The following is a 26,632-nucleotide window of genomic DNA, read 5'->3' on the forward strand; positions in this document are numbered from 1 at the left end:
AAGCTTATTCAGCGCCATCTGGAACAAAAACGTAGCCTACACCCCAAACAGTTTGGATATAGCGGGCACGGGCAGGGTTATCTTCAATTAAACGACGTAGACGAGAGACTTGGACATCAATCGAACGTTCCATTGCACCCCATTCACGGCCACGTGCCAAATTCATCAGTTTGTCACGCGTCAACGGTTCACGTGGATGTTGAACCAGAGCCTTCAGAACGGCAAACTCACCTGTTGTCAGTGTAACTACCTGACCTTCACGTGTCAGTGTACGCGTGGATAGATCTAAAGACCAAGGACCAAAGCTCACTACTTCCACTTGTTGGCTTGGTGCACCAGGAACTTCACGGACTTGACGACGTAATACTGCACGGATACGTGCCAGTAATTCATTTGGGTTGAATGGTTTTGGTAAATAATCATCTGCGCCTGCTTCAAGACCCGCAATACGATCAGAGTCGCTACCACGTGCTGTCAGCATAATAATCGGGGTGTCGATATTGGACTGGCGCAAGCGACGGCAAATGCTTAAACCATCTTCGACAGGGAGCATAAAATCGAGCACGATCAGCGAGAACAATTCACGTTGTAGTAAACGGTCCATTTGAGTTGCATCATGGGCAGTTTTTACCACAAAGCCTTTGTCTTCTAAAAAGCGTTGTAACAGCGTACGCAAGCGCACATCGTCATCGACCACTAAGATGCGTTCGACCCGGTCTGTCTCATGGTGTACAGTTTCCGTCGATTCGGCAGGTACAACTAAACTCATGATGTGCTCCTTTATCGTTTATTGTCATCGTCTTTATGCAATGCGATTGTGAAATATCAATAGACCTTTGAGTATACGATTCATTGCACAGTTTTGGCTATGTTATAAAGCAACAAATATTGCCAATAAAATCAAGAGATAGATACCAAATATATACAGGCAAAATGATGACAATCAATCTATTTTTCAATATTTAGGCGAAAAAATCTTGGTATTTTAGAAACATTCAGCGATTTGCATAAACTACTTGCACAATATTCAAAAAAACAATGGTGGATTTTATAGCCATGAACTTTATAATCAGTGCTTTTAGACTTAACCCTTGTGGAATCAATCACGATGACTGACTTAGTTCAGCAGTTGGCAAATGAACTTGCCGTACGTCCAAACCAAGTAGAAGCTGCAATTCGTTTAATTGATGAAGGTGCTAGCGTTCCTTTTATTGCACGTTACCGTAAAGAAGTCACGCAAGGCTTAGACGATACGCAATTACGTCAACTCGATACACGTTTAACTTATTTACGTGATTTATTTGAGCGTCGTGAGAAGGTGATCCAATCTTTACAAGAACAAGATAAATTAAGCGATGATTTATTGGCGCGTGTAAATGCAGCTGAGACTAAAAATGCATTAGAAGAAATTTACGCCCCATACCGTCCGAAACGGACCAGTAAATCATTTAAAGCAAAAGAAGCGGGCCTTGGCGCTATTGCTGAAAAAATTATTGCAGACCAAGTTGATCCAACTGAAGCATTGGCTGGTTTTAGTCATGAAGACTACCCAGATGCCGAAAGCCAGCTGGATGCGATTCAGCATATCTTGATTGATGATTGGGCGCAAAATATTGCATTAACCACTGAATTAAAACAAACTTTTGCTAAAACTGCGGTATTGAAAAGTGCGGTTGCTTCTGAAGAGAAAAAAGAAGTTGGCAAAAAGTTCCGTGATTATTTCGAGTTCTCTGAAAACTTTAATAAAGTCCCTTCACATCGTTTATTGGCGATGCTGCGTGGTCGTCAAGAAAATGTATTGGGTTTGAAGGTTGATGGTGAAGATGATGCACCATTGGCTCGTATTGAAACTGAGTATAATCTTGAACAAATTCAACCACAAACGCGTCAAGATTATTTAAAGCAAACAGCTAAACTGTTTTGGTTAGGCAAGATTCGTCCACAAATCGAACATTCCTTACTAACCGATAAACGTTTGGCTGCTGAAGCTGAAGCAATGGATGTATTTGCTGAAAACTTACGTCATTTATTACTTTCTGCACCTGCTGGTGGCCGTACAACTTTGGGTGTTGACCCTGGTATCCGTACCGGTGTGAAGCTAGCTGTGGTGAGTAATGCTGGTGATGTGCTTGCACATAGCACCATTTATCCATTTGCACCGAAAGAAGACAAAGAAGGTTCAATTACTGAACTTGCTCGTTTGTGTCGAGAGTTCCACGTGGAACTTATTGCGATTGGTAATGGTACAGCAAGCCGTGAAACGGAAGCTGTGGTTGCGGAAATGATGGCGGCCAATACTGATCTGCAACTGACACGTATCACTGTCAGTGAAGCGGGTGCGTCAGTTTACTCTGCAAGTGAATTGGCTTCACAAGAGTTGCCTGAGCTAGATGTTTCAATTCGTGGTGCGGTTTCAATTGCACGCCGTTTACAAGATCCGTTGGCTGAACTCGTTAAAATTGATCCTAAATCGATCGGTGTAGGTCAATATCAACATGATGTGAACCAAGCTGGTTTGGCAAAAACATTGGATGCTGTGGTTGAAGACTGTGTGAATGCTGTGGGCGTGGATGTAAATACTGCTTCTCCTGCGATTCTGGCTTATATTGCCGGTTTAAATAAAGCCATTGCGCAACAAATTGTTGAATACCGTAAAGAAAATGGTCGTTTTGATAACCGTCAAGCTTTGAAAAAAGTGCCACGTTTAGGCGAGCGTACTTTTGAACAATCTGCAGGTTTCTTACGTGTGCAAGATGGTTCTGAACCATTGGATGCGTCTGCAGTTCACCCTGAAAGCTATGGGTTGGTGGAAAAAATTGTTGCTGCTAAAGCAACCACGGTAAAAGACATTATTGGTAATACCGAAATTATTCGCCAAGTCAAAGCGGATGAGTTTGTCGATGATAAATTTGGTTTACCAACCATTCAAGATGTTTTGGCTGAATTGGAAAAACCAGGTCGTGATCCACGTCCTGAGTTCCGTACTGCGAAATTCCGTGAAGACATTACTGAAGTTGCGCAATTGACTGAAGGCATGCAACTTGAAGGTGTGGTCACTAACGTAACCAATTTTGGTGCCTTCGTGGATGTGGGTGTACATCAAGATGGTTTAGTACATATTTCTGAACTTGCCAATGAATTTGTTTCTGATCCACATAAAGTGGTGAAACCAGGTCAAATTGTGCAAGTACGTGTGATGCAAGTGGACGTGGAACGTAATCGTGTGAATTTGAGTATGCGTGCTGAAGGTTCTGCACCAGCGAAAGCACCACGTCAGCAACGTCCACAACAAGATCGTACTGAACGTTCAGATCGTAAGCCACAAGGTCAACGTCCACCGCGTAAAGAAGGTGACTTTAAGCGTCCGCAAAATAACAAGCCAAAAACTGAAAAACCACAAGAGCAAAAAATTGGTGGTTTAGGTGCTTTGTTATTACAAGCAGGAATTAAAGGTTCTAAGTAATTGATAAAATAAATAAAAGCCTCTTCGGAGGCTTTTATTTTGAGCGTATTATGGTGTCTTGTCCTGAGCATGGAAGTTTGTATGTCACTTCGCGCAATCATCAATATTAATTAAATCATTCTTTGTAAATTAAGAAATATGTAGGAATTCAGATAAAATCAACAAACAGCAATTTTGTTCTATATATCTATTTAAATCGCGTTAACCTGACATGATGCAAAGAATTCAAAGGAGGTCGTGATGTCGCGTAGACCTCGTGAACAAGTCGATTACTTACACCTAGAAGAATTAGGTGGTCTGGAAATGCTGAAAGCAAGTTACTATCAGCAAGAATTCTCACGACATGTTCATGAAGGATTTTGTATTGGTGTAATTGAAGAAGGCGCACAACGCTTTTATCGCACAGGGGGCAATCATGTTGCACCACAGGGCGATATTATTCTGGTCAATGCCGATGAGGTTCATACGGGCTCTGCCGCTGTAGAAACAGGGTGGCGCTATCGTGCAATTTATCCAACCCCCGAAATATTTCACGAACTGACACGTGATTTGACTATCGTGCATGGTACAGCGCCGTGGTTTAGAGAGGCAGTACTCCATGATGAAGGGTTGGCGCAGCAATTCCGTCTGTTATTCGATTTATTGGAACAACCGCATAACACTTTATTAAAACAAACCTTGTTTCTTTCGACCATTGCCTGGTTGGTATCGAAATATAGTCAGGTGAAACCGCAGATTACTGATCTGAGTAATGCCAAGCAGCGAATTTTAAATATTAAAGAGCTGATGGCGAGCATGCCAGAGCAGGAGTTCTCTTTGGCTGCACTTGCGGAAATGGCCAATCTGAGTCAGTGGCATTTTTTACGTCAATTTAAAAAACATGTGGGACTATCACCGCATGCATGGTTGGTGCAAGCGCGGCTGCAAAAATCACAAAAACTCTTAAGACAAGGGCTTAATTTATCTGAGGTTTCACAGCAATGTGGATTCTCGGATCAGAGTCATTTTAGTCGGCATTTTCGCCAGACATTTGGTATTACCCCTGGTGGCTATATCACTTACCTCAAATAAAACAGCAATTTTATACAATTCTCACTGATCAATTTTTGGCATAGTGATGATGTCTTTTATGAGCAATTGTGATTTTGATGTTAAGTGAAAGCATAACCGATGATAGGCCAATGACAGTATCACGGGCATTCCTCAATGGAGTAATTAAAATACTGCCGCTGTGTTTTGCTGTATTACCGTGGGGATTATTGGCAGGTTCGATGGCGATTCAGGCAGGGCTGAGTACTGGACAAGCGATTGGCATGTCGGCTTTGGTCTTTGCAGGCGCAGCGCAGTTGATGACCTTAGGTTTAGTCATGGCAGGAACGCCTGCATTCACCATCATCATTTCAGTATTTCTGATTACCACACAGCATTATCTATATGCACTGTATCTGCGTGAAGATATTTCTAAACAGCCTTTAAAACATCGCTTACTGTTGGGCTTTTTGCTGACTGATGAATTGTTTGCGGTGAGTATTAAAAAGCAGCAACACTATATTTACTATTTATTGGGTGCAGGAAGCTGTTTTTATCTATGTTGGGTCTTGTTTAGTCTTTGTGGGGTGCTGCTTGCCTCATCAGTACCGAATCTTGATCAATATCACTTGGACTTTTCGATTGTAGCGACCTTTATCGCGATTGTTATTCCGTTTATTAAAAACATAAATACGTTGGTCGGAGTATTGGTATCCGTGCTGTTAACCTTAGTTTTTCTGAGTCTAGGGATTAAAAGTGCCGCGATTTTGGCAGGGGTGATTGGTATGTTGACCGCGACTTGTTTACAGAATCTTCGGGAGCGTGTGGCATGACTTGGTTCCTTCTGATTATTCTGGCTGTGGTGGTGTTTATGAATCGCTATATTTTGCTAGAACCGAATATTCCGTTACGTTTACCGAAATGGTTTCAACAATCCTTACAGTATTCTGCACCGTGTTTATTGACTGCGATTGCGACACCCATTGTATTTATGGATGAGCATGGCGCATTTCGTTCGACCTTATTGAATCCGTATTTTTTGGCCACGATTTTAACCATCATCATTGCGTATAAGGTGAAACATACCCTATTGACCATTATCCTGAGTTTGGCCTGTTTCTATGCTTTGGTGTTTTTCTTACCTTAGTAGGTTTGGGCATTGCGCTTGAATACCCAAACCTTTGTCAATATTCGACTTAACGGGTGGTATAACCGCCATTTGCAAAAATCGTTTGTCCAGTAATCCACCAGCCATCGGTAACCAAGAAGCGAACCAAAGGTTCAATATCTTCGATCTTGGTTAAGCCACCTAAAGCAGATGCTGATTTATGATAGGCCACGGCTTCTGGTGCTTCTTGACCGTAGAAAAATGGTGTATCCATTGGGCCTGGTGCGACCGCAGTAACGGAGATACCACGTTCACCAAACTCTTTTGATGCGGCACGGGTATAATGCTCGACAGGGGCTTTTAAGCCTTCATAGGTTGAATAAAGTCCCGTATAAGCTGCAAGTAAACTGGTTACGATGGTGCAGATCTTTCCATTGTCATTGAGATGACGACCTGCCGATTGAATAAAGAAATAGGCAATTTTATTGTTGATGTCATTCATGCCATCAAACTCTTGCTCAGTAGTGTCTAAATACGGTTTCTTCAGCACACGACCCACGGTATTAATCGCAATATCGACGCTACCAAAGTTTTCTTTAGCTGTGATAAACAACTGCTCAATAGTTTGGATATCGGATAAATCAGCTTGTACCAACACTGCTTTTGCTCCGAGTGCCTGTACGTCTTTTAAGGTTTGTTCGGCATCCGCTTGGGTGGCAGCACTGTTGTAATGAATCAGTAAATTTGCACCTTGTTCCGCGAACTTACGTGAAATCAAACCGCCTAAGTTTTTTGCGCCGCCTGTGATCAGTACGGTTTTTCCATTTAGATGATGTTGTGACATGTATTTGTCCTGATGTTGTTTTGCATAAAAAACATGCTAATCTAATTTATTTGTTTGAAATAGTTGTTAGTATTGAATTGATTGTGCAAAAAAGTTGAACAATAAAAATGGATAAGATTGATCGTTTAAAAATCTTCTGTTTGGTAGCAGAGAAGCAGTCTTTTGCACAAGCCGCGCTGCAATTGGGATTACCGCGTTCCAATGTGACTTATGCGATTCAAACACTGGAAAAAGAATATGAGGTATTACTGTTTTATCGCACCACGCGTAAAGTGGCTTTAACCCATGAAGGGAGTTTGTTTTACGATGAAGCCATGCGTTTGGTGGCACAGTTAAAAGAGCTGAACCGTTTTAAAACCCATGTGCGTAGTCAGGAAGGCAAGATCAGTATTGGTATGCCGAAACGCATAGCCACACAAGTTCTGATTCCTCATCTATCTGAATTTTATCAACGTTACCCCAAAGTAAAAGTGTTGGTGAATGGCAGTGATGATTTTTCTAATTTAATCGAGCAACAGTTGGATTGTGTGGTACGTGTCGGGCAAGTTCAGGATGAATATCTGCTGATTCGCCCAATTGCCCAAACCGAAATATGGACTGTAGCAGCACCGCAATATTTGGCAGAGTTTGGCGAACCTCAACGCTTTGAGGAATTACAACAGCACTTCGCGGTGGATTACCATGTCGCTAAACATTATCGAGAGTGGAGTGAACTTTTATTCCAATCACATCGAGTCAAAATGCCGTATCGTTTATTGGTTGAGAATACTGAGGCTTATATTCAGGCAGGTTTAGCAGGTATTGGCATGATTCAAATCCCTGAATTTGATGCAGCGCCTTATGTACAACAAGGACAGTTACAGCGATTATTTATTGATATTCCAAGCTTACAATTACCTGTCAATTTGTTACTGACTGACCGCCAATACCGCCCTAAATATTTTCAGGACTTTATTGACTGGTTAGATGGGTTGTTAAAAACCAAACTGTAATCGGAAAGCGAATGCTCGATTTAGGTGGGTGAAGCATGCGGGCAATAAAAAAGCATACCTGAGTATGCTTTTTTATTTTGGCAAGGATTAATAAAGACCCAGTAAGAAGCCAGCGCCTAAGGTAAAGAAACTGAATAACCAGATCCAGCCAAATGAATAGCGCAAATGGCGTCCCATATCGGTGCCTGTCAGTCCGACTGCAAGCCAAGTTGCGGGTGAGAATGGGCTGACAAAGGTTCCTGCATTGTTGCCAATCGCCATGGCGTACACCACTGAATCGGCATTCACCCCAGCGGTAGCAGTGACTTCCTGCACAATCGGTAATAGCGCAAAATAATAGGCATCCGTACTGGTAAAGATGTCCATCGGTACACCCAAAATTCCCACCAGAATGTGCAGGCTCGCAATCCATGTACTTGGTAGAATTTTAATTAAATCCAAGGCAATCGATTGCAACATACCTGACTCAGACAAAATTCCGAGGAATGCACCAGCAGCAAAAATAATGGCAACCATGCTCAGTGCTTGTGGTGCATGACGACCAATCACTTCAATCTGTGTTTTCGGCTGCGGGAAGTTGACGATCAAGACCAAGGCAAGGGCAATCATAAACACATAAGGTGCAGAGAATAGTCCAAAAGCTAAACAGATAATGGCAGCAACGATCAGACCGAGGTTAAACCACAGGTTTTTAGGTTGAGCATCTTCCTGAATATCTTCGGCAAGGTCTTTGGCCATGCAGTCTTGTTCAAAAGGCGTAGTACCGAGAGCCTGTGCTGCGAGAATGCGTTTTTTCTCACGTAATCCCATAAATACGGCAAACACCATCATCCCTGTCACACCGATCACTTGAACGGGAATCAGACTATGCCAGAGTGTGGCAGCATCTAAACCTGTCGCGGCCGAAGCACGTCCCAAAGGTCCGCCCCATGGCACCATATTCATTACGCCCATACTGCCTGCCATGAGTAATAGCATCAGATAGGGACTCATGCCCAATTTACGGTACAGTGGTAATAAAGCAGGAATAATAATTAAAAAAGTGGCAGCGCCTGATCCATCTAAATGTACAATCGCAGCAATCACAGTGGTCATCACAGCAACGATGACGACATTGCCACGGGTCATTTGAACCATGCGTTTAATCATGGGGTCAAAGACATGTAATTCTTTTAAAATGCTAAAAAACAAAATGGCGAATAAAAACATGGTCGCCACTTTGGTCACTTTGGCTAGACCGGCTTCAAAGAAACCAGAAATCTCGCTAATCGAAAAACCAGCAATGAGCGCGCCAATAAGAGGAACAATCGACATCGCAACAATTGGACTGGTTTTACCAGACATCAGTAGCGCAACAATTGTCACAATAATTAGAATACCGATCAGCGTCAGCATTATTTACTCCCTAAAGTTGTAACCTCTTGACATAAAAAAGTGTTAAAAATACACCAAAAATAAAAATTAAAGCGCCGACCATTATGCATAAAAACTTAATTGGTTCTTAGGATTAAGGATAAAAAACAAAAAAACAGGCCGAGAAATGAACATTTTGTTTAATTTTTCTGGAAAATTGGTCAGAGTAAAATGATGATTTTAATGAAAAGTAGCCAATTTTTAGATGAAAGCTGGAGATTAAAGCGGTAGATTTAATCGCCAATTCTCTAAAAATACTGCGCTGAGAACAATCAAAATGAAATGACTTGATTTTGACTTCTGTCTTTTTTTGCAGTACAACATAAATTAGAGTAATTACTCTAATTTTAAGGTTGGATAAAAATGCAGATAGGTCGACACGCTTGGATGGCACAGACTTCGGGGGATTTATCCTTAAAAGATCGTATAGCACTTTTGAGTCATAGCCTGTTGCCTGTGCTAAAACAGAGTATAAAAATGTACAGTTTGGTGAATCGGAGCAGGCTGAATGTTCAGCATGAATTGCATCTGGATGATCTTGTCTTGCCTGATAGTGTAGATGTGCAACGGGCTTTAGAGGAGATGCAGTCCTGTAGCTCAACGTCTCTGCAAAATCATTGTCTTCGTACATGGTGTTATGCCATTGCTTTTGCCAAGATGCAAAACATGCAACGTGATGATGAATTATTAGCAGTTGCATGCTTATTGCATGATTTAGGCATGACAGAACCACATTATCAGCATCATCAACATTGTCGTTGTTTCGCTGGGCAAGGGGCGTATGCAGCAAAAGATTGGTCGCTTGAACAGGGTTGGCAACCACCCCGAGCGGATCAACTTTTTGAGGTGATCAGTATGCATATGAATCCTTATGTTGGGCTCAATGAGGGAATAGAAGCGCATTTGCTGCAACAAGCGGCCAGTTGTGATGTGATTGGTAGTCGTGGTTTTGAGTTTTCAGAACAGTTTAGACAGCAATTACAGCAAAGATACCCACGACTTGATTTTAATCAGAGCATGATTGAATTTACCCAACAGGAAGCACATGAACGACCAAAATCTCGTACCGCAATGTTAGTGAACAGCGGTTTCAAACAGTTAGTGAATTTAAATCCCTATCTAGAATAAAGCTCAAAATAAAAAACCACCTTTGCTTTTACAAAAGTGGTTTAAATTGAGGACACAATTTATTTAGTGGTCATGTTCAAGATATACAGGTTTTTTCGGTAAGGCCAAGCTACAGAAAAAACAAATAATCAGCATGATAATCACATAGACGAAGAAGGTGTTTTCAATGCCCGCATCTTTAAATAATAACGCCACCGATGGTGCAGAACCGCCAAATAAGGCATTACCGACAGCATAGGAGAAACCTACACCTAAAGCACGGACATGTGGTGGGAACATTTCGGCTTTGACTAGACCACTGATGGAGGTATAGAAGCTCAGCAACATCATCAAGAAAATCAGTAATAGGGTGATAACGACAGGGGAGTCAGCAAAGCTGCGCATACCTGTCACCATGACTGGATAAATAAAGATGGCGCTGAGTAAGCTGAATGCTAACATCGATGCACGACGACCAATACGATCTGACAACATGCCAAACAAAGGTTGCGCCAACATAAAGACAAATAGCGCAGTGGTCATGATAAAGCCAACCGTTTTGCCATCCATACCAATATTAGTGAGGTAGGTTTTTGAATAAACCGTGACCACATAGAAGGTGAGTGAACCAGCTGATGTATAGCCAACAACCAATAGGAAAGTTTTCCAATGCTGTTTAAGCAAGGCAACTAAGCTACCTGATTCTTCACGTTCAGCATCTTCATGCGACAAGGTTTCTTCTAAACGACTACGGGCGAACAAAGACAATAATGCAGCAACACCACCGATGACGAAAGGGATTCGCCAGCCACCATCATTCAGCTGTTGTTCGGTCATAAAGCCGAGCAAGATCACCCCAAGCAAACTGGCAAGTAACTGACCACCTGAAAGCGTGACATACTGGAATGATGCAAAGAAGCCGCGTTGCCCTTTTAAGCCGAGTTCACTCATATAGGTTGCAACAGCACCATACTCACCACCGACAGAGAGGCCTTGCAGTAAACGTACCATGAGCAGTAAAAAGGGTGCCCACATCCCGACTTGATCATAAGTCGGTAAGGCTGCGAACAAAAATGAACTGAGTGCCATTAAGCAAATTGAAATGACCATTGATTGCTTGCGGCCTTGACGGTCAGCAATACGTCCGAATAGCCAACTGCCGATTGGGCGCATGAAAAAGCTGGCGCCAAACACCCCCCAAACATAAATGGCTTTGGTGGTTGGATCCATATCTGGAGCGGTCAATGCATGGGTAAAATAGGCAGCAAAAACGGCATAAATATAGAAATCGAACCACTCAACTAAATTCCCTGATGCCGCACCGACGATACCTTTGATACGACTTCTTTTTTCTTCCTTGCTATATGTCTGACTCATATATGTTCCTTTTCAACCAAGCAAGATTCTGTAACTGAATCTTTACAGAATGTTATATACCGCTAAAGAAGCATGAAAATGACACTATTTTGTATGCTTTTTATGAATGTATTTTTAGATAGAGAGAATAATACTGGTTTTTAGCTAAATCATTGACAGATAAAGAATGTCAGAATGGTCAATATTGGGAATTTAATGTTTTTAAAAGCAATTAATTGAGCTGTATCAAGGGACAATCTAGGAACAGGAACAAGCTGATGTTATGTAAATAGATTGTAATAAAGGCATTTTTTAGGATTTTCATCTTTTTATTTCAATTCAAGACATGGAGTGCTTGTATTGGAAGGTGAGCGTGGCAATCGCATTGGAAATATGTGATCCAGAAATATGTTAGAAGCAAAATCAATAGACGCTACTGATGATTAATACAGCAAAGCTGTGGATAAGTTTTAGTTTATACACATGGGAAGTTGTGGCCATTGCAGAAAGCTTTTAAAGCAATTGGTTGAGGTCTGGAATCGGACAATCTTTCCTCAATGGACAAGCTTCACCCTGAGTAAATCGACTTAACATCGTTCTGATTTGATGAAGCTGTACAATCTTCTCATCTATCACGTCTAACTTGTCTTGGAAAATGCTTTGTACTTGTGGGGCAGGGATTTCATCTTGGGCTGTCATCGCTAAAATCTGCTTAATTTCATTGAGCGAGAATCCAAGGTTTTTTGCAGTACGAATCAATTGCAGTTGTTGTAGGGTTTGTTCTGAATAATCTTTATAGCCGTTATTACAGGTAATGGATTGGATCAGCTGCATTTTTTCATAAAAGCGAATGGTATCCCGACTTAAATCCGTCTGTTTTGCCAATTGTCCAATTAACATGGCGATCATCCTTATTATTCTTGAATATGTCTAAAAAATGCCTTGACCATTGAGTGTACTCCATCCTTTAGCCTATGCCTACATTCAATCAAAAGAGCAGACGAGATGGGGCATAACAACTTAAAAACTCAACAAGATCAACAAGTCGCCTTGGTTGCAGGTGCAACAGGATTTATTGGTCGCTATTTAATTTTAGAGCTACTGAAGCAAGGACACACGGTTTTTGCCTTAGTTCGGAATCAAGCTAAACAACAACCTGCGCTCACAAATTGGCTCAGTCAAAAAGATGTTTCCATGAATCAATTGAGCTTTATCCAAGGTGATGTGACGCAGGCTAAGCTTGCCATCAGCGAGCAAGATTGGCAAAAATTAAGCGCAGTGAACACTTTATATAATAGTAGTGCGTTGTTTGCGTGGAACCTGAGTATGCAACAAGCGCGTGCTGTAAATGTTGAAGGTGCGTTGAATTTATTAACCTGTGTTCAGCAATATTGTGCTTTGAAGCGAGCAGTACATGTTTCGGGTTATATGCTGACGATCACGGGTCATTTACAGCAGGCAGGGCTTTGTCTTGAACAACCTGAGCGTACCCAATGGCAATCTGTGTATCAGCATCTGGGGGCTTATGAAGCATCTAAAATAGAAGCGCATTTTGCATGGATACAACAGGCGCAACAGCTATCCGTAGATTGGACCATTATCCATCCTGCAACAGTTGTTGGCGATGATGTGTCTGGTGAAATTCCCACGAATCAGCCGATCGCGCAAATGATTGATGTGCTCAAACGGGGAAAAATGGGTGCCATCCCTGCAACGGCTCAACATTATCTACCTTTAATCCGTGTCGATGACTTATGTCGGATAATGGTCAGTGCTTCTGTTGATATGGCTTTGTCGAATCAAGCGATGTTGGCTGTGAGTGAAAACAATCTGGCTTTGCATCAACTCGCTCAAATGATTGCAGATCAATTACAGGTGAGTGCACCAACTACGCATATGCCAATCGGATTGCTGAGATTTATTTTAAAGTGGCAGTGGTTGGCGGAAAAATTAGAAATGTCTACGGAAATGCTGAGTTTTCTAAGAACAGAACAGTTGGATCGAGAACGATTGACGCAGTTTCAACAGCGTTGGCAGATTTCAATGGGAAACTTAGAAGCAGCGATTCGTAAAACAACCGATTGGATGAATCAAAACACAGGCTCTTAAAATACTTATGCATAAAAAAGCAGCCAATCTGTTGAGTGGCTGCTTTTTGAATCATCGTAGGCGATTACCAGTGTTCACCTGGGAACAAACGCGCATAGGCACGTTGCATAATGTTCAATTTCTCTTGCTCACCGACAGATGCGGTAGAGCTTGGGAATAAGTTGAAACCAATCGACATCAAAATGTTGTTGACGTCAGGTGCAATCGCATAGGTAATCGAAGCAAGTCGACCTAAGTTCGTCGCGATCTTTTTCGGACGCTTCACGATTGCATAAGCAATCAAATCGGCTGCTTCTTCAGGTGAAAGCGTTGGTACATATTTATAAATTTTGGTTGGTGCGATCATTGGGGTACGCACTAAAGGCATATAAATAGAGGTAATCGCAATTTTGTGTGAGTGAACTTCCGCAGATAAACAACGACTAAATGCATCCAGCGCGGCTTTAGACGCCACATAAGCAGAAAAGCGGGTTGCATTGGCAAGAACACCAATCGAGCTGATGTTAATGATTTGGCCGTCTTTACGCTGCATCATGTGCGGTAAAATATTTAGCACTAAACGTACTGCACCAAAGTAATTTAACTGCATGGTACGTTCGAAGTCATGGAAACGATCAACCGACTCATGTACCGCACGACGAATTGAACGTCCTGCGTTGTTCACAAGAATATCAATGTGATCTACTGCTGCTAAGATTTCTTTTGAAACTGCATCAATCGATTCCATATCATTGAGATCACATGGAAATACGGTCGCTTTTCCACCTTCAGCCTCGATCTCAGCTTTGACCTCATCTAACTTCTCTTTAGTACGAGCGAGCAATAAGACATGAGCACCTGCTTGAGCAAGGTATTTTGAAACCGTTAAACCAATACCACTTGATGCTCCTGTGACAATGATTGTTTTACCGTCGACTTTTTGCTGAAAAAGTTTTTTGAGTTTTGCATTCATGTAAGTTACCTACATTAATCACGCTGTTGTTTGCAATGCCTTCTTATTACGATTAAACACTGCACTTTATTTTGGTGTAATATTAACCGATATTTTTTGTTTGTCTAGTGTAAATATTTGAAAAATAATGTCTTTTTTAGAGTAAAAGCTCTAAAACAAGATCTTGTAATAGTTGAAAAAGCAATTATATTTTTTAGCTTTTGCACAAAAAATAAGCCCCTGTAGAGAGGCTTATTGATTTCATTCAAATTAAACCTGAGCAAGGGCCTGTTCGAGGTCGGCAATCAGATCATCAACATGCTCAATCCCAATAGATAAACGCACTAAGTCTTCACTGACGCCTGCTGATTTGAGTTCCTCTGCATTGAGCTGGCGGTGAGTTGTCGTCGCTGGATGGCAAGCTAGACTTTTGGCATCTCCGATATTCACCAGACGCGTAAACAACTGTAATGCATCAATAAAGCGGGTGCCGCCTGCCAGACCATCCTGAACACCGAAAGAAAGGATGGCAGAAGGTTTACCTTTCACATACTTTTGTGCCAAATGGTGCTGTGGATGGTCTTTTAGACCTGCATAATTCACCCACTTCACTTTTGCATGTTGTTTTAAATATTCGGCAATTTTGATGGCATTTTCGGTATGACGTTCCATGCGTAGATTCAAGGTTTCGAGTCCTTGTAGGATCAAGAATACGCTTAATGGACTAATTGCTGCACCGGTATTACGTAATGGCACCACGCGCGCACGCGCAATAAAAGCGGCTTCACCCAATACTTCGACATAATTCACGCCATGATAGCTTGGGTCAGGTGTATTTAAAGCTTTAAAGCGTTCAGGATATTTGCCCCAAGGAAACTTGCCGCTGTCGACAATCACGCCACCGATGCTATTGCCATGTCCGCCGATATATTTGGTTAAAGAATGCACCACAATATCCGCACCAAATTCAAATGGCTTTAATAAGGCAGGTGTAGCCACCGTATTATCAACAATGACTGGTACACCATATTCATGGGCAATTTTGGCTATGGCTTCAAGGTCGATGATATTGCCAAGGGGATTACCAATCGATTCAACAAAAACCAGCTTGGTCTTTTCATCAATAATCTGACGCAATGCTTCAGGATTCTGATAATCGAAGAAACGGACTTCAATGCCTTGCTTTGGTAGTGTATGGGCAAATAAATTATAAGTCCCACCATACAAGGTAGATACGGATGCAATATTGTCACCTGCTTCGGCAATAGTTTGAATGGCATAGGTAATTGCTGCCATGCCTGAGGCTAAAGCCAATGCCCCAATACCACCTTCGAGCGCAGTTATACGCTGTTCAAGTACAGCCGTGGTCGGGTTCATAATACGGGTGTAGATATTTCCTTGAACTTTAAGATCAAATAAATCTGCCCCATGTTGTGTATTATCAAAGGCATAAGAGGTGGTTTGATAGATTGGCACCGCCACTGCTTTGGTAGTTGCTTCTGGTGAATATCCCGCATGAATGGCTAAAGTTTCATCTTTATAAGTCATGATTACATCATCTACGTGTGTTAAATGTTGATCGAGTCTAGCGTATTTTTTATCCAAAATGGTGCATAATTTTTGCGCTTGATAGTGATTTTAGTGATATAGCGAGTCTTTATCGGTCGTAATTGTTTTTGAAAATGACGAAATAATTCAAGCCTGTAATGTCTTGCAAAAGAAAATTCTTTGATCCAGACAAACAAATGTCATCTTAACTTCAAGTCAATTGGCTTTTCAGCGTATAATACGCCGATTATTTTATTCGCTATTTTGCGATGTATTCGTTTTTCTTGAGGAGTCCTGCGTGGCCCAATATATTTATACGATGAATCGAGTGTCGAAAATGGTTCCGCCGAAGCGCGAAATCTTAAAAGACATCTCTTTATCATTTTTCCCAGGCGCAAAAATTGGTGTGCTTGGTTTGAACGGTGCTGGTAAGTCAACCTTACTCCGTATTATGGCTGGCGTAGATAAAGATTTCTCAGGTGAAGCTCGTGCACAACCAGGAATCAAGATCGGCTACTTAGAACAAGAACCGCCACTCGATCCAAGCAAAGACGTTCGTGGTAACGTTGAAGATGGCGTACGTGAAGCACTTGATGCTTTAGCGCGTCTTGATCAAGTTTTTGCTGAATATGCTGAGCCTGATGCAGATTTTGATGCGCTTGCAAAAGAGCAGGAAAAATTAGAATCAATCATCCACGCTTGGGATGCGCATAACCTGAATAACCAGCTGGAAATTGCTGCTGATGCATTGAACCTCCCAGCTTGGGATGCTGATGTATCATTACTTTCAGGTGGTGAGCGCCGCCGTGTTGCCTTATGTCGTTTATTGCTTTCGAAGCCAGATATGTTGCTTCTTGACGAACCGACGAACCATTTAGATGCTGAATCAGTAACTTGGTTAGAGCGTTTCTTGAAAGACTTCCCAGGCACAATCGTTGCGATTACGCATGACCGTTATTTCTTAGATAACGTGGCTGAGTGGATTCTTGAACTTGACCGTGGCATGGGTATTCCTTATCAAGGCAACTATACCTCTTGGTTGGAACAAAAGAATGCGCGTCTAGAGCAAGAAAACAAGCAAGAAGAATCTTTTGCTAAGGCATTGAAAAAAGAACTGGAATGGGTTCGTTCAAATGCCAAAGGTCAGCAAAAGAAAAACAAAGCGCGTATGGAACGTTTTGAAGAGCTTAACTCACGTGAGTTCCAACAGCGTAACGAAACATCTGAAATTTATATTCCACCTGGTCCACGTCTAGGCAATAAAGTTGTAGAAGTTGAAGGGATCAGCAAATCATTTGATGGTCGTCTGCTTTATAAAGACTTAACTTTTACCATTCCGCCAACGGCGATTGTCGGTATTGTGGGTCCGAACGGTGCGGGTAAAACCACGCTATTCCGTATGATGACGGGCGAACAGCAACCAGATACAGGTACAGTAACCTTAGGTGAGTCAGTTAAAGTGGCTTATGTAGGGCAGATCCGCGATACGTTGGATAATAATAAAACCGTCTGGGAAGAAGTTTCTGGTGGTTTAGATATCCTAAAAATCGGTGAATACGAAATCGCATCGCGTGCTTATATCGGTCGCTTTAACTTCAAAGGTCAAGATCAGCAAAAACGTGTAGGTGAATTGTCAGGTGGTGAACGTAACCGTTTACAACTTGCGAAAATTTTACAGTTAGGTGCAAACGTTATCTTACTGGATGAGCCTTCAAACGACTTGGATATCGAAACCTTACGTGCACTTGAGGATGCAATTCTTGTATTCCCTGGTACGGTCATGGTGGTATCGCATGACCGTTGGTTCCTTGACCGTATTGCAACGCATATCTTGTCATTTGAAAATGAACAGCCTGAGTTCTACGAAGGTAACTATGCTGAATATGAAGCATACCGCCAGTCGCGTTTAGGTGATGCAGCGGTCGCAAAACGTTCTAAATATAAAAAGATTACAGGTTAATTTCTGTAAATAAAAAAACCAGCTTCCGAGCTGGTTTTTTTATGCTTATGAAAATGCCAATTCACTGAATGCACTATATAAATAGGCTTTGGCTTCAGGATGTCCTAAATGGGCTGCGCGTTCTAACCAATATTGCGCTTTGCCATAATTTTTATCTAAACCTAACTCGCCATGCAAATAGCTTTCACCTAGTTTAAAAGCGGCATCTGCATTACCACGTAAGGCTGCACGAAGGAAATACCAAACCGCATTGCGGTCATTGGCTGAAATAAAAGGGTGGCTGTCTTGCTCGTGTTCATGATGTGCCAATGTTTGAAAAAACTCAGCTTTATGAATTTCTCGTTCAGACTCAGATATGATGTTCTGTTGAACCAGACCAGAACAATAGGAATGCAACCGCTGTTTGATACTTGCAATATTCATCATGCAACTCCTTGAGCTAAGTTTTTCATTATTATGTTTTTAATATATGTTTTTTCTTTGCAGCTATTGTTCTATTTGTGTATTCCATAGCAGTGATAAATGCGATAGAAAATAGGCCAATACCAGATTGCTTCGGTCATTGGCTTATCTAGCTGTACCCATTTATTTGTGTCTATTTATTAAAATCACCTCGTAGATCAGACCACATCAGGAGCGGAGTAACAGTGACTACATCGAAGACCATTGCCAAAGGATAGAGCACCATACGGGTTGCTCGTTTGACTGGATGTTTGGTGGTGATGGTGGTCTGTTGTTGTAAGCTAATTGGATAGGGTTGTGCCAATTTTTGTTGGATTTTTTGCTGATCGAGTGCTTGATACAGCTGCCCTTTAAAAAACACATTGATATAAGGATAAGGCGCAGTTTCTTGATTTTGAATCAAGTCAAAATTTTGTCTAAAACCTAAGGATTTCAATAATTCTTTTTGCTTTGAATTGAGATCCACCATACGGGTGTGATAGCGCATTTTTAATACGCCACGAAAATGATTCGGGTCATCCATGGTCAGTACCAGTGGGCTAGGATGAAAGCTGCGTTGCTCGGCTGGAATGGCATGCAAAAGCTTTAGCAGCTCAGTACTCCCATCGGTCATTAAGTAATTGAAATCTTGTCCAATAAATATCAGACCTTGGCTTTTTTCATTTTGAATGGCTTGTCCAAGCGCCAGAATCTGATCGGTTTTTAGTGTGGTGGTTTGAACCTGTGAGCTTTCATTGGGTAAGGCAGTGGAAAGTAGGCTGGTTGCGCATCCGCTTAAAGTCATGGTTAAGACCAAAAGGGAGAAGGTTTTATACATAAAATACCCGTCAGAGAGAACATTATTATCATGAATGAGAATCAAAAAACCTTTTAAATCAGTGAGAAAATGACTGAAAATTGTTTTGTAATTTTATTACATTGGCATAGCCTGCTATAGTGCCTTTGTGCAATTTACTGTAAGGGTGTGCTGTTGCAACGCTCAACTGTTTTCGTGACCGTCTTGCTGAGTTTGTTCATGTTCCAAAGTTTCTGGAATGTGGCGGCAGCATTTTGCGCGCATGAGACGGTCAGTGAATACAGTACATTGAATCATTTTGGGCATCATGTTGCTGAAAAGACACACAGTTCTGAACAAGGCGCTGTCTTTGATAAAGTCGCAGCAGATTTACCGATGCCTTTAAGCTTGCAAGATCATCATGACCATCTGCCATCTTGTTTTCATGTGGTGGTGGCTGAAGTTCAGCAACGTGTAAATGAACCGATGTTGCACAGTCAGGACGTAGAACAAAAATATTACTGGTCCAACTTCTATCAGTCTCCACATCTTTCAGGGCTAAATCCGCCGCCTTTATCAACCCCGCTATAGGTGGGGTAGCCGAAAAATAGCCCACCGCAATCTTATTACTTTGCGGGGCTTTATATGTCTTCTAGTTTAAATCAGCGTATTCATGCAGTTGAGCAGCATACGCGAAAAAATCGTACTCAACTGTCATTGAAGTGGTCAGTGTTGGCACTTGCCTTAAGCACGGCCATTTTGAGTCCATCCATTGCCGCAGAATCTTTACTGGATGCGAATCAGCAGCCTGTAAGCAAAGCTGCACAACGCAATCTGAATTTTGAGCAAATCTTGCAGGATGTGAAACAATATCAGGCCGGCACAGGGGTGTGGCAAACGCAGCAAGGGATCGCTGAGGCCAATGTGAAACAAGCAGGGTTATGGTCGAATCCAAGTATTTCTATTCAGCAAACCGACTTTAGGTCAGGCAAAGACAAAGAGCTGGAATTTGGTGTTTCACAAAAATTAGACATTTTTGGTCAACGCCGTGCTGCGGTTAAGCTTGCCGATGTACAAGCATCTCAAGTGGGGCTAAATCAGGAACTCTACAATGCGCAACTTGAGTTAGCAGTTAAATATCTGTGGTCGCAAGTCGTGGTGCTAGAGCTGGAACATGATGTGGTTCAGGCACAGTTAAAAACCAGTCAGGATACTTTGGATGCAACGCGCTTAAGACTCAAAGCGGGCAGCATTGCGCAGGTCGATTTAGACCGTACCTTGATGGCGCATATTGAAAATCAACGGTTATTTCAACAAACCGAACTCTCTTTAGCCACTGCAAAGCGTCAATTGGCAAATCTGTGGGGCAGTACCGATAACCGCTTCTCTACTCAGGCAAGCAATGTCTGGCCACAACAAAATGATTTGCAAGATTATTTGCAGAACAATTTATTTGAGCGTGCTATTCAACTCGATATCGTGCGTCAAAAAGCCAATATCGATTATTTAAAAGTTTCCAATCGACCGAATCCAACCGTCAATTTAGGCATGGTGCAAAGTAAAAGTGCTGAAACCAATTCGACCGATAACAAATTCAGAGTGGGCATCGATATCCCTTTGAATATTTTTAATCGTCAGCAGTATTCATTACGGATTGCCAATGCCAAACAAGATTTACTGGTCAAACAGCAACAGTTTTACAAACAGCAAAACTTGAATGCGATTCAGACCTTAACGGCAGAGTTGACAGGATTGAAACAACAGTTCGATTTAGTCAATCAACGACAAATTCCATTGTCTGAAACGGTGCAAGAGAAAATGTTGCTCGGTTTCAAAGTCGGTAAATATGCCATTACCGATGTGCAGCAAGCCACCATGCAATTGCAAGATCAACGTTTAAATAAAGTGCAGTTACTCAAGAGTGCATGGCAAAAGCAAATTGATGCAGAAAGTTTAGCACTGGGAATTGAGCCGAGTATGGTGAGTTCAAGTGATGCCTTAAATCAGATTAATCAAACCCTTTGGAAAGATACCAATAACCTTCCCGCTGTAGTAGGAGCAGAATAATGTCGACAAATAAATCTAAAAAGCAGTGGTTTTGGGTCATTTTAGTTATCGCCGTTGGCTTAGTCCTGAGCGCGTTACTATTTTTCACGGGCAAGAACAAAGCCAGCGGTGATGCAGCAGCTGATAGTCATGGCGAAGGTGAGGAAGGACATACAGAAGGTGAAGCTGGGCAGGCTCAGGAAAGTGAGGAAGGTAGCTTAAACCTAAGCCCAAAACAGATGACTGAATATGGGGTTAAGCTGGCTCAGGTTGGTGTGGGTGAAGTCGGACAGCAATTTGCTTACCCAGCAAAACTAGTGACCAATACTGATCAGCAAGCGCATGTTTCAGCAACCTTTGCTGGACGTGTCGAAAGTGTCAATGCGGTACTCGGTCAACAAGTCAAGAAAGGGCAGGTGTTAGCCACGCTGTTTATCCCTGATCTGGTGGATCAGCAAGCCAATTTAAGTATTGCTCAGGAAGCTTTAACGCTTGCACAGCAAGATTATCAACGTGAAAAACAACTTTGGGAACAAGGCGTTTCTGCACGTCAGGATTATCAACGTGCCTACAATGCCTATCGTCAGGCACAGATTCAGGTACAAGCTGCACGTAGCCGTTTATCTGCCTTGGGTGCATCCAATGGCAGTCAGGGGCGTTATGTCTTGACCGCACCTTTAAGCGGTGTGGTGAGCCTGAAAGATATTGTGGTGGGTGAGCAAATTACCGCAGATAAGCAGTTATTTGTGATTGATCAGTTGGATCAACTCTGGATTGAATTTATTTTACCAAGCATCAATAACATCAATGTCCAACCCGATCAACAGATCGAGTTTAAGTCGTTGCAAACCAATAATAGCTTTAAAGCACAAATCCAGACTTTAACCACAGCAGCAGATACACAAACGGGTCGTTTACAGGTACGTGCCAAAGTGTTAACCCCAGCCAAAGAATTACGACCGAATTTGATGGTGAATGTACTATTAGATGGCACGGACAAGAAGCCTGTACTCCGTGTTGCCAAAGCAGCGATTCAGCAGATCGAGGGCAAAGCCACAGTTTTTGTTGCTAAGCAAGAAAAAGACCAAATGCATTTCACCCCAACGCCAGTACAACTGGGTAATTACTCAAGTGATGGGTTGTGGGTTGAAATCCAATCGGGTCTGACTGAAAAGCAACAATATGTCAGTCAAGGTAGTTTCCTTTTGAAATCAGAGATCGAGAAGGGAGAGGCTGAGCATGGACACTAACGATAAGTTGCAGCTTCCTCCCGCGGAAGGTCTGTTTGATCGGATTATTCAGTTTTCGATTCGCAATGCGATTTGGGTCATGCTGTTTGTGGTGGCGTGGATCGGGGTCGGCATTTATAGCTACCAAAAACTGTCGATTGATGCCGTGCCTGACATTACCAACGTACAGGTGCAGATTAACAGTCAGGCCGGTGGATTCACTGCCCCTGAGGTTGAACAACGAATTACTTATCCGATTGAAAATGCCATGTCGGGTATTCCGAATTTAGAACAAACCCGTTCCATCTCTCGCTACGGCTTATCCCAAGTCACGGTGATCTTTAAAGATGGTACCGATATCTATTGGGCGCGGCAGCTGATTAACCAGCGCTTACAGGAAGCCAAGAGTGCTTTGCCTGATGATATTGATCCACAAATGTCACCGATTTCAACTGGTCTCGGCGAGATCTATCAATGGGTGATCAAGGCTGAACCGAATGCCAAAAAGGCGGATGGTACGCCTTATCAGGCCATGGACCTGCGTGAAATTCAGGACTGGATTGTTCGACCTCAATTACAACGTGTGCCGGGTGTTGCTGAAATCAATACCATTGGTGGCTATAACAAGACCTATGTGGTTTCTCCCGACCTGAAACGTTTGCAACAACTGCAAATTCCCTTAACCGATTTGCAGACTGTTCTCACTGAAAATAATGAAAACCGCGGTGCGGGTTTTATTGAAGAAAATGGTCAGCAGCTTACCGTACGTATTCCGGGAATGTTGAAAACTGTACAAGACATTGAGAATGTCACGGTCAGTACCAAGAATGGTTTACCAATCCGTGTAGCCGATGTTGCAACGGTTTCAATTGGCCATGATCTGAGAACTGGTGGTGCCACCTATAACGGTGAAGAAACCGTATTGGGTATCGCCATGATGATGATGGGGGAGAACAGTAAATCCATCGCTCAAGCGCTCGACAGCAAAATGCAGGAAATCAAACGTTCATTGCCTGAAGGGGTGGTGGTCGAAACGGTATATAACCGCAGTAACTTGGTTGATAAAGCCATTAAGACGGTGGCGAAGAACCTGATCGAAGGTGCAATCTTGGTGATTGTGATCCTGTTTGTGTTCTTAGGCAACTTCCGTGCGGCATTGATTACCGCTTGTATTATTCCCTTATCCATGCTGTTTACCCTGACTGGGATGGCGGAGCAGAAAATCAGTGCCAACTTGATGAGTTTAGGGGCATTGGACTTCGGGATTATCGTCGATGGTGCGGTGGTGATCGTCGAAAACTGTATCCGACGGCTGGCAGAAGCACAGCATCATAAAGGTCGACTCCTGACCCGTTCTGAACGTTTTACCGAAGTCTTCTTGGCGGCAAAACAGGCACGACGTCCACTGATTTTTGGACAAATCATCATTATGGTGGTGTATTTGCCAATCTTTGCCTTAGCGGGTGTGGAAGCGAAAATGTTCCATCCAATGGCAATGACCGTGGTCTTGGCCTTGATCGGTGCGATTATTTTATCTGTGACTTTCGTCCCTGCTGCGGTGGCATTATTTGTTACCGGTGAGGTCAAAGAGAAAGAAAGCCGTTGGATGGCGGCATTAAAAAGCGGTTATGAAAGCTTACTGGATAAAGCTTATGCATTACGTTATGTGGTCGTGGCCGGCGCATTTACCATTCTGGTCTTAACGGCTGCGATTGGTTCGCGTGTCGGTAGTGAGTTTGCGCCACAACTAAGTGAAGGTGACTTTGCTTTACAGTTGATGCGTGCACCAAGTACTGGAATTGAAGAATCACTGAAGATTCAGGAAAGTGTTGAGAAGCAATTACTCGCAGAGTTTCCAGAAATCAAAGCGATCTTTGCCCGTACAGGTACGGCCGAAGTGGCAACAGATGTGATGCCTCCCAATATTTCTGATGCGATCGTTTTGTTAAAGCCGCGTGATCAATGGCCTGATAAATCGGAAACCATTGACGAGCTTCGAACCAAAATGTTGGCCTATGTTGAGAAAATTCCAGGCAATAACAGTGAGTTTTCTCAGCCGATTGAATTACGTTTCAACGAACTGATTTCAGGGGTGCGTAGTGATATTGGGGTGAAAATTTTTGGTGATGATATGCAGGTATTGAACCAAGAAGCAGAAAAAGTTGCTCAAACCTTGAGAACCATCACAGGCTCGAGTGAAGTGAAGGTTGAGCAAACTGATGGTTTACCTTTACTTAATGTGGATATTGACCATGCATTGGCTGCGCAATACGGTTTATCAGTAAAATCCATTCAGGACTTGGTTGCTGCCAGCATTGGTGGGCAAAGTGTTGGGCAGATTTTACAGGGTGACCGTCGTTTTGATTTTGTCGTGCGTTTGGATGATGGGATGCGTACGCCGCAGCAATTGGCCATGCTGCCGATTCAACTGCCGAATGGTGGTTTGATCAAACTGCAAGACGTCGCAAAAGTGGAGAATATTCTAGGCTTGGCACAAGTCAGCCGTGAAAATGGCAAGCGCCGTGTTGTGGTCACCACCAACGTACGCGACCGTGATTTGGGCTCATTTGTGGGTGAAATGCAGCAGAAATTATCTCAGCAAAAATTACCAAGTGGTTATTGGCTGGGTTATGGCGGTCAGTTTGAAAATCTGGCCTCAGCAAAAGCCAGAATGCAGATTGTGGTGCCATTGGCATTGCTAATGATCTTTGTTCTGTTGATGGCAGTGTTTAATAACTTTAAAGAAAGCTTGCTGGTGTTTAGTGGCGTGCCATTTGCTCTATCGGGCGGTTTGGTGGCGCTGTGGTTACGCGATATTCCATTGTCAATGTCTGCGGGTGTTGGCTTTATTGCACTCTCTGGTGTCGCGGTGCTGAATGGCTTGGTGATGTTGAGTTTTATCAAAGAGCTGCGTGAGCAATATGATGTTCACTATGCCACTTGGCATGGTGCGGTATTACGCTTACGTCCTGTGTTGATGACCGCTTTTGTTGCATCGCTTGGCTTTATTCCAATGGCGATTGCCACGGGTACAGGGGCAGAAGTACAGCGTCCACTGGCAACTGTGGTGATTGGCGGGATTATTTCATCCACTTTACTGACCTTGCTGATCTTGCCGGTGGTGTATCGTTGGATGAATGAAGCCAAACAGAGCAAACGTCAGGAAAGTGCAATTTAATCTGTTTATGCTATCTTCTTAATGAAGCACTTTATTAAGAAGAACCTGAACCAGCCAAAGCGATTTTCGCTTTGGCTGACTTTAAGACTGCAACAGGTCTTATTTAATTATGATAAGGAGTCCAACATGGGTGGACATCAAGGGCATGATCATAGTCATGCAGCGGTCACTGAAGGTAATATCAAAAAACTTACCATTGCGCTAATACTGACTTCAACCTTCTTAGTGGTTGAAGTGGTTGCGGGTTTAATCACCCAGAGTTTGGCGTTATTGTCCGATGCAGCACATATGTTTACCGATGCGGCTGCATTGGCGATTGCTTTAGTGGCAATTAAAATTGCCAAACGTCCAGCAGATAACAAACGGACTTTTGGCTATCAGCGCTTTGAAATTCTAGCCGCCTTATTTAATGCCTCAATGTTGTTCTTTGTGGCAATGTACATTCTGTACGAAGCTTATCAGCGCTTTACACAACCACCTGAAATTCAGAGTGTCGGTATGTTGATTGTGGCGAGCTTGGGTCTGATTATTAATTTAATTTCCATGAAATTGTTAATGTCCAGCGCGGCTGAAAGCCTGAATATGAAAGGCGCATATTTAGAAGTGCTGAGTGATGCACTCGGTTCAGTGGCTGTCATCGTGGGTGCTGTGGTGATCTATTTCACCAATTGGTATTGGGTTGATACTATTCTTGCGGTTGCGATTGGTTTTTGGGTATTGCCGAGAACATGGATTCTGCTCAAGCAAAGTATCAATATCTTGCTGGAAGGAGTTCCAGAAGAGGTCGATATTGAAAAGCTGCGCAATGATTTACTCGGATTGGATGGTGTTGAGAGTATCCATCAGTTGAAGGTTTGGGCGATTACTTCGAAGAATATTCATTTAACTGTACACTTATTTGCACCACAGGCTGATCGTAATCAGTTGCATCGTGTTGCAACGGAAATGTTGTCGCATGAGCATGGCATTGCTGAGGTGACCTTGCAAATTGAAGATGATGAAGAAATGAATTGCCAGCATACCCATCAACATGATGAAAAAGCTGAACAAGATCCTTCACATCAGCATTAAGCTGATGTGAA

22 protein-coding genes are annotated in these 26,632 nt (G+C 42.6%); 13 read left to right on the forward strand and 9 right to left on the reverse strand.

Translation table 11 applies throughout. From position 1 onward, the window contains the following. Positions 1–4 precede the first annotated feature (4 nt). Positions 5–769 carry a two-component system response regulator OmpR gene (ompR, locus tag MN869_RS16215; RefSeq protein WP_004657337.1) on the reverse strand — a complete coding sequence of 255 codons (765 nt, stop codon included), beginning with the start codon at positions 767–769 and terminating at the stop codon, positions 5–7. A gap of 339 nt (positions 770–1,108) precedes the next feature. On the opposite strand from ompR, the gene MN869_RS16220 reads away from it, so the two are divergent. The 4 genes from MN869_RS16220 (at position 1,109) to MN869_RS16235 (ending at position 5,639) form a co-directional block, all read left to right on the forward strand. Beyond that, positions 1,109–3,463 carry a Tex family protein gene (locus MN869_RS16220; RefSeq protein ID WP_243308712.1) on the forward strand — a complete coding sequence of 785 codons (2,355 nt, stop codon included), beginning with the start codon at positions 1,109–1,111 and terminating at the stop codon, positions 3,461–3,463. A gap of 240 nt (positions 3,464–3,703) precedes the next feature. Then, positions 3,704–4,534 carry an AraC family transcriptional regulator gene (locus MN869_RS16225; protein WP_243308714.1) on the forward strand — a complete coding sequence of 277 codons (831 nt, stop codon included), beginning with the start codon at positions 3,704–3,706 and terminating at the stop codon, positions 4,532–4,534. Positions 4,535–4,611: 77 nt separating this feature from the next. Continuing rightward, positions 4,612–5,325: an AzlC family ABC transporter permease gene (locus MN869_RS16230; RefSeq protein ID WP_243308715.1), complete on the forward strand. Its 714-nt coding sequence runs from the start codon at positions 4,612–4,614 to the stop codon at positions 5,323–5,325. After that, positions 5,322–5,639: an AzlD domain-containing protein gene (locus MN869_RS16235; protein WP_016542691.1), complete on the forward strand. Its 318-nt coding sequence runs from the start codon at positions 5,322–5,324 to the stop codon at positions 5,637–5,639. The genes MN869_RS16230 and MN869_RS16235 overlap by 4 nt, the downstream gene beginning before the upstream one ends. Before the next feature lie 49 nt (positions 5,640–5,688). Here the strand turns inward: MN869_RS16235 and MN869_RS16240 are convergent, their stop codons facing one another. After that, entirely contained in the window at positions 5,689–6,444 is a 756-nt protein-coding gene (locus MN869_RS16240; RefSeq protein ID WP_243308716.1) for an SDR family oxidoreductase, read from the reverse strand. A 107-nt stretch (positions 6,445–6,551) separates the two neighbouring features. Here MN869_RS16240 and MN869_RS16245 point away from each other — a divergent pair, with 107 nt between their 5' ends. After that, entirely contained in the window at positions 6,552–7,436 is an 885-nt protein-coding gene (locus MN869_RS16245) for a LysR family transcriptional regulator (RefSeq protein WP_243308717.1), read from the forward strand. 87 nt (positions 7,437–7,523) lie between these two features. On the opposite strand, the gene MN869_RS16250 is transcribed toward MN869_RS16245, so the two are convergent. Further along, positions 7,524–8,831, reverse strand: coding sequence for a citrate:proton symporter (locus MN869_RS16250; RefSeq protein ID WP_243308718.1), 1,308 nt, complete (start codon positions 8,829–8,831; stop codon positions 7,524–7,526). A 381-nt stretch (positions 8,832–9,212) separates the two neighbouring features. Here MN869_RS16250 and MN869_RS16255 point away from each other — a divergent pair, with 381 nt between their 5' ends. Next, a complete protein-coding gene (locus MN869_RS16255; RefSeq protein WP_243308719.1) occupies positions 9,213–9,977 on the forward strand; it encodes an HD domain-containing protein in 765 nt (254 codons plus the stop codon). 63 nt (positions 9,978–10,040) lie between these two features. On the opposite strand, the gene MN869_RS16260 is transcribed toward MN869_RS16255, so the two are convergent. Further along, entirely contained in the window at positions 10,041–11,333 is a 1,293-nt protein-coding gene (locus MN869_RS16260; RefSeq protein ID WP_243308720.1) for an MFS transporter, read from the reverse strand. 492 nt (positions 11,334–11,825) lie between these two features. After that, positions 11,826–12,212, reverse strand: coding sequence for a MerR family DNA-binding protein (locus MN869_RS16265; protein ID WP_243308721.1), 387 nt, complete (start codon positions 12,210–12,212; stop codon positions 11,826–11,828). Between the two features lie 105 nt (positions 12,213–12,317). Between MN869_RS16265 and MN869_RS16270 the strand changes: the two genes are divergently transcribed. After that, a complete protein-coding gene (locus MN869_RS16270) occupies positions 12,318–13,421 on the forward strand; it encodes an SDR family NAD(P)-dependent oxidoreductase (protein WP_243308723.1) in 1,104 nt (367 codons plus the stop codon). A gap of 64 nt (positions 13,422–13,485) precedes the next feature. Here the strand turns inward: MN869_RS16270 and MN869_RS16275 are convergent, their stop codons facing one another. Beyond that, positions 13,486–14,373, reverse strand: coding sequence for an SDR family NAD(P)-dependent oxidoreductase (locus tag MN869_RS16275; protein WP_005297403.1), 888 nt, complete (start codon positions 14,371–14,373; stop codon positions 13,486–13,488). A 249-nt stretch (positions 14,374–14,622) separates the two neighbouring features. Continuing rightward, positions 14,623–15,900, reverse strand: a complete 1,278-nt coding sequence (locus tag MN869_RS16280) for an aminotransferase class V-fold PLP-dependent enzyme (RefSeq protein WP_171550753.1) — start codon at positions 15,898–15,900, stop codon at positions 14,623–14,625. Positions 15,901–16,198: 298 nt separating this feature from the next. Here MN869_RS16280 and ettA point away from each other — a divergent pair, with 298 nt between their 5' ends. Beyond that, positions 16,199–17,860 (forward strand): energy-dependent translational throttle protein EttA, encoded by a 1,662-nt coding sequence (ettA, locus tag MN869_RS16285; protein WP_243308724.1) that lies wholly within the window; start codon positions 16,199–16,201, stop codon positions 17,858–17,860. A gap of 45 nt (positions 17,861–17,905) precedes the next feature. Here ettA and MN869_RS16290 read toward each other — a convergent pair whose 3' ends face one another. Both MN869_RS16290 and MN869_RS16295 read right to left on the reverse strand, forming a co-directional pair. Continuing rightward, complete coding sequence (locus tag MN869_RS16290; RefSeq protein ID WP_004803862.1) at positions 17,906–18,283, reverse strand: SEL1-like repeat protein; 378 nt, start codon at positions 18,281–18,283, stop codon at positions 17,906–17,908. A gap of 172 nt (positions 18,284–18,455) precedes the next feature. After that, positions 18,456–19,139 carry a hypothetical protein gene (locus MN869_RS16295; RefSeq protein ID WP_243308726.1) on the reverse strand — a complete coding sequence of 228 codons (684 nt, stop codon included), beginning with the start codon at positions 19,137–19,139 and terminating at the stop codon, positions 18,456–18,458. A gap of 153 nt (positions 19,140–19,292) precedes the next feature. On the opposite strand from MN869_RS16295, the gene MN869_RS16300 reads away from it, so the two are divergent. The 5 genes from MN869_RS16300 to MN869_RS16320 all read left to right on the forward strand — a co-directional run bounded on the left by MN869_RS16300 (position 19,293) and on the right by MN869_RS16320 (position 26,621). Then, entirely contained in the window at positions 19,293–19,688 is a 396-nt protein-coding gene (locus MN869_RS16300) for a cation efflux protein, CzcI-like (protein ID WP_216077928.1), read from the forward strand. A 54-nt stretch (positions 19,689–19,742) separates the two neighbouring features. After that, positions 19,743–21,164 carry a TolC family protein gene (locus MN869_RS16305; RefSeq protein ID WP_243308728.1) on the forward strand — a complete coding sequence of 474 codons (1,422 nt, stop codon included), beginning with the start codon at positions 19,743–19,745 and terminating at the stop codon, positions 21,162–21,164. Beyond that, positions 21,164–22,393 (forward strand): efflux RND transporter periplasmic adaptor subunit, encoded by a 1,230-nt coding sequence (locus MN869_RS16310; protein ID WP_243308730.1) that lies wholly within the window; start codon positions 21,164–21,166, stop codon positions 22,391–22,393. The genes MN869_RS16305 and MN869_RS16310 overlap by 1 nt, the downstream gene beginning before the upstream one ends. Beyond that, positions 22,383–25,550, forward strand: coding sequence for a CusA/CzcA family heavy metal efflux RND transporter (locus MN869_RS16315; RefSeq protein ID WP_243308732.1), 3,168 nt, complete (start codon positions 22,383–22,385; stop codon positions 25,548–25,550). Before MN869_RS16310 ends, MN869_RS16315 begins: the two co-directional genes overlap by 11 nt. Before the next feature lie 126 nt (positions 25,551–25,676). Next, a complete protein-coding gene (locus MN869_RS16320; protein WP_243308734.1) occupies positions 25,677–26,621 on the forward strand; it encodes a cation diffusion facilitator family transporter in 945 nt (314 codons plus the stop codon). The last annotated feature ends 11 nt before the right edge of the window (positions 26,622–26,632 follow it).

Origin of the sequence: Acinetobacter sp. NIPH1876 (genome assembly GCF_022808535.1) — a bacterium.
Lineage (GTDB): Bacteria > Pseudomonadota > Gammaproteobacteria > Pseudomonadales > Moraxellaceae > Acinetobacter > Acinetobacter higginsii.

Coding starts and splice junctions, on each gene's coding strand:
- ompR (WP_004657337.1), bottom strand. CDS start 769: ATGAGTTTAGTTGTACCTGCCGAATCGACGGAAACTGTACACCATGAG.
- MN869_RS16220 (WP_243308712.1), top strand. CDS start 1,109: ATGACTGACTTAGTTCAGCAGTTGGCAAATGAACTTGCCGTACGTCCA.
- MN869_RS16225 (WP_243308714.1), top strand. CDS start 3,704: ATGTCGCGTAGACCTCGTGAACAAGTCGATTACTTACACCTAGAAGAA.
- MN869_RS16230 (WP_243308715.1), top strand. CDS start 4,612: ATGTTAAGTGAAAGCATAACCGATGATAGGCCAATGACAGTATCACGG.
- MN869_RS16235 (WP_016542691.1), top strand. CDS start 5,322: ATGACTTGGTTCCTTCTGATTATTCTGGCTGTGGTGGTGTTTATGAAT.
- MN869_RS16240 (WP_243308716.1), bottom strand. CDS start 6,444: ATGTCACAACATCATCTAAATGGAAAAACCGTACTGATCACAGGCGGC.
- MN869_RS16245 (WP_243308717.1), top strand. CDS start 6,552: ATGGATAAGATTGATCGTTTAAAAATCTTCTGTTTGGTAGCAGAGAAG.
- MN869_RS16250 (WP_243308718.1), bottom strand. CDS start 8,831: ATGCTGACGCTGATCGGTATTCTAATTATTGTGACAATTGTTGCGCTA.
- MN869_RS16255 (WP_243308719.1), top strand. CDS start 9,213: ATGCAGATAGGTCGACACGCTTGGATGGCACAGACTTCGGGGGATTTA.
- MN869_RS16260 (WP_243308720.1), bottom strand. CDS start 11,333: ATGAGTCAGACATATAGCAAGGAAGAAAAAAGAAGTCGTATCAAAGGT.
- MN869_RS16265 (WP_243308721.1), bottom strand. CDS start 12,212: ATGTTAATTGGACAATTGGCAAAACAGACGGATTTAAGTCGGGATACC.
- MN869_RS16270 (WP_243308723.1), top strand. CDS start 12,318: ATGGGGCATAACAACTTAAAAACTCAACAAGATCAACAAGTCGCCTTG.
- MN869_RS16275 (WP_005297403.1), bottom strand. CDS start 14,373: ATGAATGCAAAACTCAAAAAACTTTTTCAGCAAAAAGTCGACGGTAAA.
- MN869_RS16280 (WP_171550753.1), bottom strand. CDS start 15,900: ATGACTTATAAAGATGAAACTTTAGCCATTCATGCGGGATATTCACCA.
- MN869_RS16290 (WP_004803862.1), bottom strand. CDS start 18,283: ATGAATATTGCAAGTATCAAACAGCGGTTGCATTCCTATTGTTCTGGT.
- MN869_RS16295 (WP_243308726.1), bottom strand. CDS start 19,139: ATGTATAAAACCTTCTCCCTTTTGGTCTTAACCATGACTTTAAGCGGA.
- MN869_RS16305 (WP_243308728.1), top strand. CDS start 19,743: ATGTCTTCTAGTTTAAATCAGCGTATTCATGCAGTTGAGCAGCATACG.
- MN869_RS16310 (WP_243308730.1), top strand. CDS start 21,164: ATGTCGACAAATAAATCTAAAAAGCAGTGGTTTTGGGTCATTTTAGTT.
- MN869_RS16315 (WP_243308732.1), top strand. CDS start 22,383: ATGGACACTAACGATAAGTTGCAGCTTCCTCCCGCGGAAGGTCTGTTT.
- MN869_RS16320 (WP_243308734.1), top strand. CDS start 25,677: ATGGGTGGACATCAAGGGCATGATCATAGTCATGCAGCGGTCACTGAA.